11 protein-coding genes are annotated in these 15,172 nt (G+C 56.6%); 6 read left to right on the forward strand and 5 right to left on the reverse strand.

The window, feature by feature from the left end:
* Positions 1-63 precede the first annotated feature (63 nt).
* The 3 genes from FHR99_RS07990 to tkt form a co-directional block, all read right to left on the reverse strand.
* The gene (locus FHR99_RS07990) at positions 64-1,233 is read right to left on the reverse strand and encodes a phosphoglycerate kinase (protein ID WP_183409978.1); all 1,170 of its coding nucleotides are present in this window, start codon (positions 1,231-1,233) and stop codon (positions 64-66) included.
* A 114-nt stretch (positions 1,234-1,347) separates the two neighbouring features.
* Positions 1,348-2,343 (reverse strand): type I glyceraldehyde-3-phosphate dehydrogenase, encoded by a 996-nt coding sequence (locus tag FHR99_RS07995; protein WP_183409979.1) that lies wholly within the window; start codon positions 2,341-2,343, stop codon positions 1,348-1,350.
* Positions 2,340-4,334, reverse strand: a complete 1,995-nt coding sequence (gene tkt, locus FHR99_RS08000) for a transketolase (protein WP_183409980.1) — start codon at positions 4,332-4,334, stop codon at positions 2,340-2,342. Before tkt ends, FHR99_RS07995 begins: the two co-directional genes overlap by 4 nt.
* Positions 4,335-4,538: 204 nt before the next feature.
* On the opposite strand from tkt, the gene FHR99_RS08005 reads away from it, so the two are divergent.
* The 4 genes from FHR99_RS08005 (at position 4,539) to metF (ending at position 9,285) form a co-directional block, all read left to right on the forward strand.
* Positions 4,539-5,522 (forward strand): ArsR/SmtB family transcription factor, encoded by a 984-nt coding sequence (locus FHR99_RS08005; protein ID WP_183409981.1) that lies wholly within the window; start codon positions 4,539-4,541, stop codon positions 5,520-5,522.
* Positions 5,523-5,694: 172 nt separating this feature from the next.
* Positions 5,695-6,903 (forward strand): methionine adenosyltransferase, encoded by a 1,209-nt coding sequence (gene metK / locus FHR99_RS08010; RefSeq protein WP_183409982.1) that lies wholly within the window; start codon positions 5,695-5,697, stop codon positions 6,901-6,903.
* Positions 6,904-7,007: 104 nt separating this feature from the next.
* Positions 7,008-8,399 carry an adenosylhomocysteinase gene (ahcY, locus tag FHR99_RS08015; RefSeq protein ID WP_183409983.1) on the forward strand — a complete coding sequence of 464 codons (1,392 nt, stop codon included), beginning with the start codon at positions 7,008-7,010 and terminating at the stop codon, positions 8,397-8,399.
* Positions 8,400-8,460: 61 nt separating this feature from the next.
* Positions 8,461-9,285, forward strand: a complete 825-nt coding sequence (gene metF, locus FHR99_RS08020; protein WP_183409984.1) for a methylenetetrahydrofolate reductase [NAD(P)H] — start codon at positions 8,461-8,463, stop codon at positions 9,283-9,285.
* A gap of 64 nt (positions 9,286-9,349) precedes the next feature.
* On the opposite strand, the gene FHR99_RS08025 is transcribed toward metF, so the two are convergent.
* Positions 9,350-11,752: a TonB-dependent receptor gene (locus FHR99_RS08025; protein WP_246386473.1), complete on the reverse strand. Its 2,403-nt coding sequence runs from the start codon at positions 11,750-11,752 to the stop codon at positions 9,350-9,352.
* A gap of 164 nt (positions 11,753-11,916) precedes the next feature.
* Entirely contained in the window at positions 11,917-13,329 is a 1,413-nt protein-coding gene (locus FHR99_RS08030) for an FAD-binding oxidoreductase (RefSeq protein ID WP_183409985.1), read from the reverse strand.
* 114 nt (positions 13,330-13,443) lie between these two features.
* On the opposite strand from FHR99_RS08030, the gene serA reads away from it, so the two are divergent.
* Positions 13,444-14,670, forward strand: coding sequence for a phosphoglycerate dehydrogenase (gene serA / locus FHR99_RS08035; protein WP_183409986.1), 1,227 nt, complete (start codon positions 13,444-13,446; stop codon positions 14,668-14,670).
* A 123-nt stretch (positions 14,671-14,793) separates the two neighbouring features.
* Positions 14,794-15,159, forward strand: a complete 366-nt coding sequence (locus FHR99_RS08040) for a hypothetical protein (protein ID WP_183409987.1) — start codon at positions 14,794-14,796, stop codon at positions 15,157-15,159.
* The last annotated feature ends 13 nt before the right edge of the window (positions 15,160-15,172 follow it).

A 15,172-nucleotide genomic window follows, 5' to 3' on the forward strand; every position in this document is an offset into this window, starting at 1 on the left:
AACTTCACAAGATTGCTTCGTCGTTGCACTCCTCGCAATGACGGGTGGGTTAGTTATCGAAAACTAGCCCTTCGCCCGCTCTTCCAGAATCGCCACCGCCGGCAACACCTTGCCTTCCACATATTCCAGGAAGGCACCGCCGCCCGTCGAAATGTAAGAGACTTTATCGGCAATACCAAACTTGTCGATGGCTGCCAGCGTATCGCCGCCACCGGCGATGGAGAAGGCCGGTGATTCGGCAATCGCTTCGGCAATCGCTTCAGTGCCATCGGCAAACTGATCAAATTCAAATACACCCACCGGGCCGTTCCAGATAATGGTACCCGCCTGCTTCAAAATCTCTGCAAGACAGGCCGCTGAAACCGGGCCGATATCGAAAATCATATCATCGTCACCCACATTCTCTGCAGGGCGCAGGGTTGCAGGCTCATTCTCGTCGAATTGCTTGCCGGTGATGACATCGGTGGGAATCGGAATATCACACTTTTCCATCAGCTTTTTGGCTGCCGGAATCAGATCGTTTTCACACAGGGATTTACCTACATTCAGACCGGATGCCGCCAGAAAGGTATTGGCAATACCGCCACCCACCACCAACTGATCCACCTTGTCCGACAGGGCATCGAGCACTTCCAATTTGGTCGACACTTTCGAACCGCCGACAATTGCCACCATCGGGCGAGCCGGTTCTTTCAACGCCTTTTCCAGATTTTCCAGCTCATCCACCAGCAGCGGACCAGCGCAGGCCACCGGCGCAAAACGGGCCACGCCGTGAGTAGAGGCCTGGGCGCGGTGGGCGGTGCCAAAGGCATCCATCACAAAGACATCGCAGAGCGAGGCATAGGCTTCCGACAGCTCTTCCGCATCCTTCTTTTCGCCTTTGTTAAAGCGCACATTTTCCAGCAGCACCAACTGACCGGCATCCACGGTCACGCCATCCTGCCAGTTGGGAATCACCTCAACTTCGCGCTCCAGCAATTCACCCAAACGCTTGGCTACCGGCTTCAGAGAAAAGACCTCATCGTACTCGCCTTCAGTGGGGCGACCGAGGTGAGACATCACCAGCACCTTGGCGCCCTGCTCCAGAGCCAGTTTCAGGGTTGGCAGGGCCGCGCGAATCCGCGCATCCGAGGTCACCACCCCGTCTTTGACCGGGACATTGAGATCTTCACGGATCAGCACACGCTTGCCTGCCAAATCCAGATCGCTCATTTTCAGTACTGAAAGGGCCATTCCTTGTTGTTTCCTCTAGTAAAAATTCTTAAGCGGCACTAACGGACGCGTGACTTCCGACGCCGATTCAAACGAAATTACTGCATGCGGGTCACGCAACAATTTCACAAAGTTCTATTGCTGCCAGTGACTTACCACATCCAGCATACGATTGGCGTAGCCCCATTCGTTATCAAACCACACCAGCACATTAATCAGTTGCCCGCTCACCCGGGTCTGTCCCGCATCCACCACTCCCGAGCGCGGATCGTGGTTGAAATCACAGCTGGCCAGAGGCTCATTACTGACACCGAGCAAGCCTCTCAGCTGACCCTCTGACGCAGCCAGCAAGGCCCGATTAGCCGCCTCGACCGTCGCAGCTTCGCGACAGTGTACGGTCATTTCCATCGCAGAGACATTGTGTGTCGGAATGCGCAGGGCGCGGGAGGTAAATTTCCCGTCGAGATTCGGCAATATGCGACCGATGCCCGCCGCCAGACCGGTATCCACCGGAATCATCGACAGCCCCGCCGCGCGGGTTTTACGCAAATCCGTGTGGTGATAGGCATCCAGCACCGGCTGATCATTCATCGCCGAGTGGATGGTGGTAATGGTGCCTGTTTCGATACCGAAGGCGCGATCCAGCACATCAATCACCGGCACGATGCAGTTGGTAGTGCAGGACGCCGCCGAGGCAATATGTGCGCTGTCATCCAGTGTTTTTTCGTTGATACCAAAGACAATCGCCGGAATATCGGACTGCCCCGGCTGGGACAACAGCGTGTAACTCGCACCCTGCTCCAGATGCGCGCTCACGGTCTCGCGACTGTCGTAATGGCCGGTACATTCCAACACAACGTCCACGCCAGCCCAGTGCACTTCATCCAGTGTGCGATGGTGGGTTACGGCAATGCGATCACCATTTACCACCAGCGACTGGTCGGCGGCAGACACCTGGCCGGGAAAACGGCCATGGGTGGAATCGTATTTGGTCAGGTGAACAATCGTCGCCAGATCGGCGGGCTCATTAATAGCCACAATCTGCATCTGGCGACGATAGTCGGATTCATAAAGGGCGCGCAGTACGCAGCGCCCGATGCGACCATAGCCATTGATCGCGAGACGGATCATTCCGGCAGACAATCCTCAACCGCCGCAACCACCGCATCCGCGGTGATATCAAAGTACTCAAACAGCTGACCGGCGGGCGCCGATTCACCGAAGGTGCTCATACCGACAATGCGACCGTCGAGGCCCACATACTTGTACCAGTAATCCACATGGGCAGCTTCCACCGCCACGCGGGCCAGCACATGGCTCGGCAGTACCGACTCGCGGTAAGCCGCATCCTGCTTTTCAAACACGTCGGTCGAGGGCATGGACACCACGCGGATGTTCTTGTCGCTCAGCTTGGCCTTGGCATCCATCGCTATCTGCACTTCGGAACCGGTGGCAATAATGATGGCATCCGGCTCTCCGTCGCAGTCACTCAATACATAACCGCCCTTGGCGATATTGGCCACTTGCTCGGCGCTGCGCTCTTGCGGTGCCAAGCCTTGGCGAGTCAGGGCCAGCGATGTCGGGCCGTCGTTGCGGCTCAGGGCCGAGCGCCAGGCCGCCATGGTTTCGGTTACGTCACAGGGGCGCCATACGCTCATGTTCGGAATAATCCGTAGCGACGGCACGTGTTCGACCGGCTGGTGGGTCGGGCCATCTTCGCCCAGACCGATAGAGTCGTGAGTCAGCACAAAGATGCTGCGCTGTTTCATGATCGCCGCCATGCGCAGGGCGTTGCGGGCGTAGTCAGAGAACACCAGGAAGGTGCCGCCGTAGGGGATAAAGCCGCCGTGCAGAGCCACGCCATTCATAATGGCGGCCATGCCGAATTCGCGCACACCGTAAGAAATGTAGTTGGCACCCGGCTCGCTCGGTGACATCAGGGTGCAGCCCTTCCACCAAGTGTTGTTAGAGCCGGTCAGGTCGGCAGAGCCGCCCAGCAGTTCCGGCATAAAGGGGCCGAAACCGTTCAGGGCTTTTTCCGAGGCCTTACGAGTCGCCACTTTTTCCATGGCCGCCTGAGCTTCTTCCACCAGCGCCTGGGCGCGGGCATCAAAGTCTTCAACCAGCTCACCGGCGATACGGCGCTCGAATTCCGCCGCCAGATCCGGGTAGGCCGCGCGGTAGGCGTCCATCACCTTGTTCCACTCAGCCTCGGCAGATTCGCCCTTGGCTTTGGCGTCCCACTCGCTGTAAATGTCAGCCGGCACTTCGAAGGGGCCGTGGTTCCAGCCCAGATGCTCGCGCGCGGCCGCAATTTCGTCGCCACCCAGCGGGGCGCCGTGCACATCGTGGCCACCCTGCTTGTTGGGGGCACCGAAACCGATCACGGTGCGGGCACAGATCAGACTCGGCTTGTCAGTCACGCTGCGCGCTTCTTCAATTGCCTTCTTAACGGCTTCGGCATCGTGACCGTCTACACCGCGCACCACGTGCCAGCCGTAGGCTTCAAAGCGACCGGGAGTGTCATCGGTAAACCAGCCTTCCACATCACCATCGATGGAAATGCCGTTGTCGTCGTAAATGGCAACCAGTTTGCCCAAACCCAGTGTACCGGCCAGCGAGCAGGCCTCGTGGGAGATACCTTCCATCAAGCAGCCGTCGCCGAGGAAAGCATAGGTGTAGTGATCAACAATCTCATGGCCATCGCGGTTGAACTGGGCGCCCAGCACTTTCTCTGCCAATGCAAAACCCACTGCATTGGTGATGCCCTGTCCCAGCGGGCCGGTGGTGGTTTCAACACCCGGCGCGTAACCGTATTCCGGGTGACCGGGGGTTTTGGCGTGGAGCTGGCGGAAATTTTTCAGATCGTCGAGAGAAAGTTCATAGCCGCTCAGGTGCAGCAGCGAATACAGAAGCATGGAGCCGTGACCATTCGACAGCACAAAGCGGTCGCGATCAGCCCAGTTGGGGTTGGCCGGGTTGTGCTTGAGAAAGTCACGCCACAGCACTTCGGCTATATCGGCCATGCCCATCGGTGCGCCGGGGTGGCCAGAATTGGCCTGTTGAACAGCATCCATACTCAGAACGCGTATGGCATTGGCAAGGTCGCGGCGTGAGGGCATTGAGGGCTCCTGTGGGGTATTTGGTGCATGTGCCGGAAAAAAAGAGGCGCTATTTTCCCCTACTCAGCGCAATACAGCAAATCGGTTTGAGGCCAGAGTTCACGTGGCCTGCGCCACACCCCATTACGCGCACTCCAAATCATCAAAGATTTCTTATATAAAAATATTTTGATATTTGGAGAGGCGCTGCTACACTCCCCAACCATGACTGAATCCGCCCTGCACATACGCAGCGGGAACGACACCCGCGACACTCTGGTCGGCCTGCTCAAGGCAGCGGCCGATCAGCTGCGCCTGTCGGTATTGCGGATTCTGCGGCGCGACACGTTTAGCGTGCAGGAGCTGAGCCAGATTCTGGACGTCAGCCAACCCGGCATGAGCCACCACCTGAAGATTCTGGCGACAGCAGGATTGGTGACCACCCGCCGCGAAGGCAGCACGATTTTTTACCGACGCGCCCACACCGCCCGTGAAGCAGAACTGGCTGAGCTGCAGGAAGCCATTCTCGCCAGCGCGGATCTGTTGACACTGGATGCGGTGGCCGAGCGTCAACTGGCACTGATTAATGAGGCTCGTGCCGAGAGCTCCCGCGCCTTCTTTGAAGAGCATGCCGGGGAATTTCGTCGCCAGCAGGAACAGATTGTCGATTACAGCCTGTACGGCCCGGCCAGTGCCGAGCTGCTGGGCGGCACCCAACGCGGTGGCGCACTGGCGGTTGAGGTCGGTCCCGGCGAAGGCGGTTTTCTGCCGGAGTTGGCCAAGCGATACGAAGGCGTAATTGCACTGGATAACGCCAGCGCAATGCTCGACAAATCGCGCGAGGCCGCTGCGGCAAACGGCCTGAACAATATTGATTTTGTACTGGCAGATACGGCCAGTGCTGGAATTGACGAGCACAGTGTGGACTGTGCGGTGATCAACATGGTGCTGCACCACGTGCCCTCACCGGCGGACATCGTGGCCGATGCAGCGCGCTGGTTGAAACCCGGCGGTGTGCTCAGCATTACCGATCTCTGCCCGCACAATCAGAGCTGGGCCAAAGAGGCCTGCGGCGATTTGTGGCTGGGGATCGACCCCGACGAATTAACAGACTGGGCGGCAGCCGCCGGTCTGGAGGAAGGGCCAGCCGTGTTTCTGGCCCAGAAAAATGGCTTTCGGGTGCAACTCAGACAATTTCTGAAGCCCTGAATTTATAGGACTCTCGTCATTGCGAGCCTAGCGAAGCAATCTCCAAGGACCGCTGCCATTGATCGGGAGATTGCTTCGTCGCGATGCTCCTCGCAATGACGGCGAAGTTAGAGAATTGATTAACTTTAACCACAACCACTTTTAATAAGTAGCGTTAACAAGAGGAAGAGCAATGTCCGAATACGCACTGTTTACTTCAGAATCAGTTTCTGAAGGCCACCCTGACAAAATGGCGGATCAGATTTCTGATGCGGTTCTCGACGCCATTATCGCCCGCGACAAACACGCGCGCGTGGCGGTGGAAACACTGGTAAAAACCGGCATGGCCGTCGTTGCTGGTGAGGTTACGACTTCCTGCTACGTGGATCTGGAAGACATTATCCGCGACGTGATCAGCGGCATCGGTTACACCAGCTCCGACGTTGGTTTTGACGGTGCGAGCTGTGCAGTTCTGAACGCCATCGGCAAACAATCTGTGGACATCAACCAGGGTGTTGACCGCGCCAAGCCCGAAGACCAAGGCGCTGGCGACCAGGGCCTGATGTTTGGCTACGCCACCAACGAAACCGACGTACTGATGCCGGCACCGCTGTTCTACTCTCACCGACTGGTAGAGCGTCAGGCCTACCTGCGCAAGAATGGCGTACTGCCCTGGCTGCGCCCGGATGCCAAAAGCCAGGTAACCCTGCGCTACGAAAACGGCAAGCCCTGCGCCATCGACGCGGTCGTTCTGTCTACCCAGCATAACCCTGAGATCAGCCAGAAAGATCTGCGCGAAGCCGTGCTGGAAGAAATCGTCAAGCATGTACTGCCTGCCGAGCTGCTCCACGCCGGCACCCAGTTCCACATCAACCCGACTGGCAACTTCGTGATCGGTGGCCCAGTAGGTGACTGTGGTGTGACTGGCCGTAAAATCATCGTTGATACCTACGGCGGCATGGCCCGTCATGGTGGTGGCGCCTTCTCCGGTAAAGACCCCTCAAAAGTTGACCGTAGCGCCGCTTATGCGGGCCGTTATGTTGCAAAAAATATCGTTGCTGCCGGCCTGGCCGATCGCTGCGAAATCCAGGTGTCTTACGCCATTGGTGTTGCTGAGCCGACTTCTGTGTCGATCAACACCTTCGGCACTGGCAAGGTGAGCGAAGACAAACTGGCCGCCGCTGTGCGCGAAGTATTTGACCTGCGCCCCTACGGCATCACCAAAATGCTGGATCTGCTGCACCCGATGTATCAGCCGACCGCCGCTTACGGCCACTTTGGTCGCGAGCCCTTCGAGCACACTTACACATTTAAAGAGAACGGTGAAGAGCGCTCCGAAACGGCCACCGCGTTCAGCTGGGAAAAAACTGACAAAGCTGAAGCCCTGAAAGCTGCGCTGTAAGAACTCCCCCTCTCCCTTTGGGAGAGGGCCGGGGTGAGGGAACCCCCTCCCCCTAACCCCCTCCCGATGGGAGGGGGGACAGAACCCAACAAGAGGAAATAGATATGACTGCCACTGCAGCACAAAGCAACTTCACCGACTACAAAGTCGCCGACATTTCACTGGCCGAATGGGGCCGCCGCGAAATTGAAATCGCGGAAACCGAAATGCCGGCCCTGATGGCCCTGCGTACCAAGTACAAAGCCGAGCAACCGCTGGCTGGCGCCAAGATCATGGGCTGTATTCATATGACCATTCAGACTGCCGTTCTGATCGAAACCCTGATCGAGCTCGGCGCAGAAGTCCGCTGGTCTTCGTGCAACATCTTCTCCACTCAGGACCACGCCGCTGCGGCCATCGCTGCTGCCGGCATTCCCGTGTTTGCCTGGAAAGGCGAAACCGAAGAAGAGTTTTGGTGGTGCATCGAGCAGACCGTTCTGAGCGAAGGCAAAGAGTGGGATGCCAACATGATTCTGGACGACGGCGGCGACCTGACCCTGCTGCTGCACGACAAATATCCGCACATGCTGGACAAGATCCACGGCATCTCTGAAGAGACCACCACAGGCGTTCACCGTCTGCTGGAAATGCTGGAAAAAGGCACACTGAAAGTTCCGGCTATCAACGTTAACGATGCGGTCACCAAGTCCAAAAACGACAACAAGTACGGCTGTCGCCACAGCCTGAACGATGCCATCAAGCGCGGCACCGACCACCTGCTGTCCGGTAAAAAAGCACTGGTTATCGGCTACGGTGACGTAGGCAAGGGCTCTGCTGCGTCACTGCGTCAGGAAGGCATGATCGTTAAAGTCACCGAGATCGATCCGATCTGTGCCATGCAAGCCTGCATGGACGGTTACGAAGTGGTTTCGCCTTACCTGAATGGCATTAACGATGGCACTGAGGCGAGCATCGACAAGCAACTGCTGGGCACCACTGATCTGGTTGTGACCACCACCGGCAACGTTGACGTGTGTGACGCCAACATGCTGAAAGCCCTTAAGAGCGGCTGCGTAGTATGTAACATCGGTCACTTCGACAGCGAAATCGACACCGCCTACATGCGCAAGAACTGGAAGTGGGAAGAGATCAAACCGCAGGTTCACCGCATTGTTCGCGACGAGTCCAACGGCGACCACCTGATCCTGCTGTCTGAAGGTCGTCTGGTTAACCTAGGCAACGCCACCGGTCACCCCTCGCGCATCATGGACGGCTCTTTCGCCAACCAGGTGCTGGCGCAGATGTACCTGTGGGAGCGCAAGTTTGCCGATCTGCCTGCCGACGAGAAAAAAGCCAACCTGTATGTGAAGGTTCTGCCGAAGAAACTCGACGAGGAAGTGGCTGCAGAAATGGTACGCGGTTTTGGCGGCGTGATTACCCGCATGACTGACGAGCAGGCCAAGTACATCAATGTACCGGTCGACGGCCCTTACAAGCCGGAAAGCTACAAGTACTAAAACCCTTCGCGGGTGGGGCAATGACTGCCCTGCTCGCGAAAACGGATTGAAATAAAACAAGATGAGCAAACGCTACAGTTTTGAATTTTTCCCGCCGAAGACTGATGTCGGCCGGGAAAAACTGCAGACCGTTCGCGCCGAACTGAACGCCCTCGGCCCGAGCTTTTTCTCTGTGACCTATGGAGCTGGTGGCTCCACCCGCGACAACACCCTCGGCATTGTCAAAGCGATGAAGGCCGAAGGTTTATCGGTTGCACCCCACCTGTCTTTTGGTGGTGACGACGAAGCCTCCATGCTGGATCTGATCAACACCTACAAAGACGCGGGCATTGATCGCATCGTAGCCCTGCGCGGCGACCTGCCGTCAGGCATGGGTGCCACCCGACTGGTGTACGCCAAGGAGCTGGTGGAGTTTATCCGCAAGCACACCGGCGATCACTTTCAGCTGGAAGTGGCGGCCTATCCGGAGATTCACCCGGATGCGAAAAGCTATCAGGCAGATATCGATTTTCTGAAAGCCAAACTGGATGCGGGCGCCAACAGTGCCATCACCCAGTACTTTTACAGCATCGATGCCTGGCACTATTTTATGGATCACTGCCAAAAAGCCGGTATCGACAAGCCGATCTACCCCGGCATCATGCCCGTCACTAACTTTGCCAATCTGGCGCGTTTTTCCCGCAACTGCGGCGCGGAGCTGCCCCGCTGGATGACACAGAAGTTTGAAAGCTTTGGTAATGATGCAGAGTCTGCAAAAGATTTTGGCATTGACGTCGTCACCCGCCTCAGCGAGCAATTGCTGGAAGCCGGCGCACCCGGCCTGCACTTCTATACAATGAATACGGTCGAGCCCGTACGTTCTATCTGGAACAATCTCGGTCTGTAATTCAGCGCTTCAGGAAAATAAAAAAGCCCGGCATTTGCCGGGCTTTTTAGTTTCAAACATCCGCTTAGAAATTCCAGCTAACCTCAACACCATAGGTGCGGGGCTCACCGGCAATGTATTCGTCAAAGCCGAAGTTCGCCTGCAGGTTCAGGCCGTAAACGTGATATTCCTCATCGGCCAGATTCTTGCCCCAGAGCGATACGCTGTAGCTGCCATCGTTGGCATACCAGCCCAAGCGGCCATTCACCAGCCAGTAGGCATCCTGACGGATTTCGCCATAGCCGTACTGATCGTTGTAGGCGCTGTACCACTGCTCGTCCTGATAGCTGGCGTTGGTGTTCAGGCTAAGATAACCGTAGTCGGTCAGCAGCAGGTCGTAGTCGATGGAGAAACTTGCATTCAACTTCGGCGCTGAGATGAGTTCATTACCCGACAGGTCAACCTGATCGTCCGGATCATCCAACGTTTCGGTATTGGCCAGCGTCAGCTCGGAAAACTCGGTATCCAACATGCCAATCGCTGCCTGCACGGTCAGGCGCTCGGTGACCCGCGCCCACAACTCGGCTTCCACACCTTTGATGCTTGAGGCGCCGGCATTTTCCAGAAAGTTGGAAATACCTACCACGTTAATGAATTGCTGATCGGTGTAGTCGTAGTAAAACGCTGCCGCGTTCAGGCGCATGCTGTTGCCCAGCAGGTCTGCTTTAAACCCGACTTCGTAAGCATCGATATATTCCGGTGCCGCATAGGCGCCACCATCCAGCGTGCGGCTGACATAGTACACACCGCCGTTAAAGCTGCCCGCACGATATCCCTTGCTGTAGCTCGCGTAAGCCATCCACTCTTCACTGAAGCGATAGTCGACACCGATTTTACCGGTCCACTCACGCTCGGTAGATTCCAGCTCCGGCGCTGAAGCGGTAGTGAAAGGACCGTGGGTGTAACCGCCTGCGGTAATGGCAGACAGAGCTGCTGGATTCGACAAAGCCAGCAAGGCGGTCGCGGGGTCGAGACGAATCCAACCGTTGTCGACGCCGGTCGGGTTGCCCGGCACCCAGGTGCCCACGCCGTTACCGTTGTCGTCGTAACGAGACAGGTTCAGGTAGGGCATAGTGTTGGTATCGCGGGTATAGCGCAGACCGATATCCACACCAAAGTCCGGCGTAATATCAAAACGCATCTGGGTATAGGCTGCGGCGCTTTCTTTCTCGACTTCCATGCGGTGAATGATTTCACCCACATCAATCAGGTAAGGCGCATCACCCAGCGTATCCGGTTTAGCTGTGACTACACGCGGGTCCGGCGTGGTTCGGAAAATATAGTAGGTGTTGCGCATGGCCAGATCTTCATAGCCGTAGTACAGGCCGGCGATGATATTAAACATGCCCTCGAAGGCCGAGGTAAAACGCAGATCCTGACTATAGCTCTGGGAATCCGAGGCCCACAGAATTTCCAGCAAACCGTTGGGGCCGCCGTCAGTATCCTGCTCCTGATAATAATCCGCATCCAGATACGAACTCACCGAAGTCAGGGTATAACTGTCGGCGTTGTAGTTCACGGTGAACACTGACAGGTCAGAGTGAGTAATCAGATCACCGGACTCATTGGATTCTACTTCGTGAAAACCCAGGCTTTCCGGGCGGTCATAACCGGTGTAATCAATGCTTTCACCATCAGAAGTACGGGTACGGCCCACACCTTTAGGCGACGTGCTGGTGCCATCGTTTTTCGATGCGCTGTATTTGAATACCGCATCCCAGCGATCATTGATCAACCAGTTCAGCGCCAGTCGTCCACCTTTGAAATCGGTCGCGGCGCCGTTCTCGTCCTGGCCTTTGATCTCCATCCAGCCGTCGCTTTCCTTGATCTTGCCGGACAAACGCGCCGCCAGCACACCGGAAATCAACTCAGCTTCCGCTCCCGCCTCAACACTGCGGGCATCGTAGTTGCCAGTGCCGACTTTTAGGTACCGAGTACCTTCGCCATCAAAGCCCGGCGTGCGGGTAATGATATTAATGGCGCCGCCGGTGGTGTTTTTGCCGTAGAGCGTACCCTGCGGGCCACGCAGTACTTCCAGGCGAGCGACATCAAAGAAGTTGGCACCGTGACTGTAAGTCGGGCCAAGATAAGCCTCATCGACATAAACCCCAATTGGACTCGCCTGATTGGAGCTGTAGTCGGACATGCTCACACCGCGAATGGCGAAGATCGGCTGGACCTCACCATAGGCACCGCTGACCTGCATATTCGGCACCTGAGCACCCACATCAACGGCGTTATCAAAACCGAGCTTATCCAGCGAATCACCCGACAGGCCGGTAACCGCGACAGGAATATCCTGTGTGCTTTCACTACGTTTTTGGGCGGTGACCAGCACCTCTTCGAGCACAGGTGCAGCCTGAATAGCACCTGCAGACAGCAGGGATGCCGCCATCAGATAGCGGTAAGAATTTTTTCGACGCAACAAAATATTTCCCCTGAAAAGCAACGGATCGCAGCCACCGCTGCGATCAAACCGCGGCGAATGTTATCAAGGAAAACATAAAACAATTGCGAAATCGCGCCAGATCAATAACCGGCAGCCCCGACTGGGAACTGCGTCAGATCTAACGCGTAGACGATAACGCAGGGTCAGTCAAAGACTTTACCGGGGTTCATCACACCCTTGGGATCAAACACCACCTTGATCGCCTTCATCGCCGCAATTTCAGCCGCGCTGCGGGTGTACTTGAGGTAGGGCTTTTTCAGCAGGCCGACGCCGTGTTCGGCGGACACACTGCCACCGAAGCGCTCGACGATATCAAACACTTCCAGACTCACTTCGCTGCACTGCTCAAAAAACGTAGTCTTGTCGAGGCTATCGGGTTTGAGAATATTCAGGTGGACATTGCCATCGCCGATATGGCCAAACCAGATAATCTCGAAATCCGGATAACGGGCGTTAACCACGTTTTCCACCGCCACCAGAAATTCGGGCACTTTGGAGATCACCGTGGAAATATCGTTTTTGTAGGGCGTCCAGCGGGAAATGGTCTCGGAGATATCCTCACGCAGGCGCCACAGGTTTTTCAGCTGTTCCAGTGACTGGCTCATCACCCCATCCACGACCCAGCCCTGCTCGACCGCTGCTTCAAACATTGCCATGGCCTGTTCTTCCACGTGTTCATTCAGGCGTTCGAACTCCAACAGGCAGTAAAAGGGCGTGACGCTTTCAAAGGGGCGGGCCAGCCCCTGATGCTCAACCACTTTCTGCAAGGCCTGCTCGGAGAAGAACTCAAAGGCAGTCAGATCAATGCCAGACTGAAACTGATTAAACACCTTCATCAAGGCATCAAAATCCGGCACACCCAGCACCAGCGCGGTCAGGTCATGGGGCTGACGGGTGAGCTGAATAGTCGCTTCCACCACCACACCCAAGGTGCCCTCAGCACCGATAAAGAGCTGCCGCAGGTCGTAGCCGGCATTGTTTTTAAGCAAACCATTGTTCAGCTCCAGCAGCTCGCCGGTTCCGGTCACGACCTTCAAACCGGCCACCCAGTCGCGGGTCATGCCATAGCGAATCACTTTAATACCGCCAGCATTGGTGGAGATATTGCCGCCAATCTGTGAAGAACCCGCTGAAGCGAAATCCACCGGGTAAAACAGGCCCTGCTCCTCGGCGTATTGTTGCAGCTGTTCGGTGATCACCCCGGCCTCGCAAACCACCGTGCGGTCGATGGGATCAAAACCGCTGATAGCGTTCATATAGTCCAGCGCCAGTACGACTTCACCGTTAGCCGCCACCGCGCCACCGCTCAGGCCGGTGCGACCACCACTGGGCACGATACCGAACTCCAGATCGTTGGCCCGGCGAATCACCGCCTGCACCTGCTCGATGGAGCGTGGAAAGACAATGGCGACGGGATTGGGGTCGACAGCGCGGGTCCAATCCCGACCAAAGGTGGCAAAATCCTCGTCTGAAACCCGCACATTGGCCTCGCCAACGATCTCTTGTAACTGGGAAACAATGACCTCGGCGCTCTCGCGGGACGCGGCTGAATTCATGGAGCTTATAACCTCAATATCTGGCAGTTGAAACGGCGTGAAATGGGCGATTCCGAAAGGGCGCTTATGGTACCATACGCGCCTTTTCCTGTACCGCTGGACGCTCCGACACCCATGGCAAAGAAATCCCTCGACAAGGCCAAGATCAAATTCCTCCTGCTGGAAGGCGTACACCAGTCCGCCGTGAGCCTGCTGGAGAACGCTGGCTATACCAATATCGAGTACCACAAGAAGGCGCTGGAAGGCGACGAACTGCTGGAAAGCATCAAGGACGCCCATTTTGTGGGCATCCGTTCGCGCACCCAGATTACCCGCGAAGTGCTGGAAGCCGCCCCTAAACTGAACGCCATTGGCTGTTTCTGCATCGGCACCAATCAGGTCGATCTCGGCGCAGCGGTCGAGCGCGGCGTCGCCGTGTTCAACGCCCCCTACTCCAACACCCGTTCGGTGGCTGAACTGGTGTTGGCCGAAGCCATCCTGCTGCTGCGCGGCATTGCCGCCAAAAACGCCGCTGCCCACCGTGGCGAGTGGATGAAAACGGCTACGGATTCCTACGAAATTCGTGGCAAAAAGCTGGGTATTATCGGTTACGGCTCCATTGGCATGCAGCTTTCGGTACTGGCGGAAGGCCTCGGCATGGAAGTGATGTTTGCCGACACGGTCAACAAACTACCGCTGGGTAATGCGACGCAGGTAAGCCTGAGTCAGCTGTTGACCACCGCCGACATCGTCAGCCTGCACGTACCGGAAACCGCATCCACCAAAAACATGATCGGCCCGAAAGAATTCGAGCAGATGAAAAAAGGCTCGATTCTGATCAATGCCTCGCGCGGCACAGTGGTGGATATCGATGCTCTGTGCGACGCCCTGCGCGAAAGACGCCTGCTGGGTGCGGCCATCGACGTCTTCCCGGTTGAGCCCAAGAGCAACAGCGACGAATTTATTTCGCCCCTGCGCGAGTTCGACAATGTTTTCCTGACGCCCCACATTGGCGGCTCCACCATGGAAGCCCAGGAAAACATCGGCATGGAAGTCGCCGAGAAGCTGGTGAAGTACTCGGACAACGGGACCACCGTCACCTCCGTCAACTTCCCGGAAGTGGCCCTGCCCTCGCAAGACGGTCGCCACCGCCTGCTGCACGTGCACAAAAACGTGCCGGGCGTCATGAGCGCCATCAACCAGATTTTCTCGGAAAACAACATCAACATCTCTGGCCAGTACCTGCAAACCAATGAGAATGTCGGCTATGTTGTGATCGATGTCGATCAGGAATACGGCGAACTGGCCAAGAGCAAACTGAAAGATGTGACCGGCACCCTGCGCTGCCGCATTCTTTTTTAATTTACTCGTCATTGCGAGGAGTGTAACGACGAAGCAATCTCAGGCTACTGGAGCCACAGATGGGAGGTTGCTTCGCTATACTCGCAATGACGGGGCACTTGAATAACCAAAGATGATTTAACAATGGCCAACGCCGTCAGCAATCTGGCCGACCTCACAGGTAAAACCTGCGTTCTCGGCCTCAGCTACTACAACCCCGCCGGTGAGGTGCTGAACCAGCGCATGCTCGCCGCGCGGGTGTACAGCGCCAGCGAAGACGGCATTGTGCTGCGCCCCTTGCAGGACGAGCGCGACTTTACCCTGCCGCCGGAATTGAGCTGTTGGTTTATTGCCCCCAAGGGGGCGTTTACCGATAGCGAGGATCAGAAAATCGAAAACCCGGATTTTCTGGTGACCTGGGATGTTCACCGCAAAAAGGAAGACGGTGAAGAAGGTCAGCATGAATGGTGGGAATGGGTGCCCTGTACTGTACCGCCGACTGTAGGCTAACTCCCAAACGCTT

This window comes from Litorivivens lipolytica (assembly GCF_014191715.1).
Lineage (GTDB): Bacteria > Pseudomonadota > Gammaproteobacteria > Pseudomonadales > Spongiibacteraceae > Litorivivens > Litorivivens lipolytica.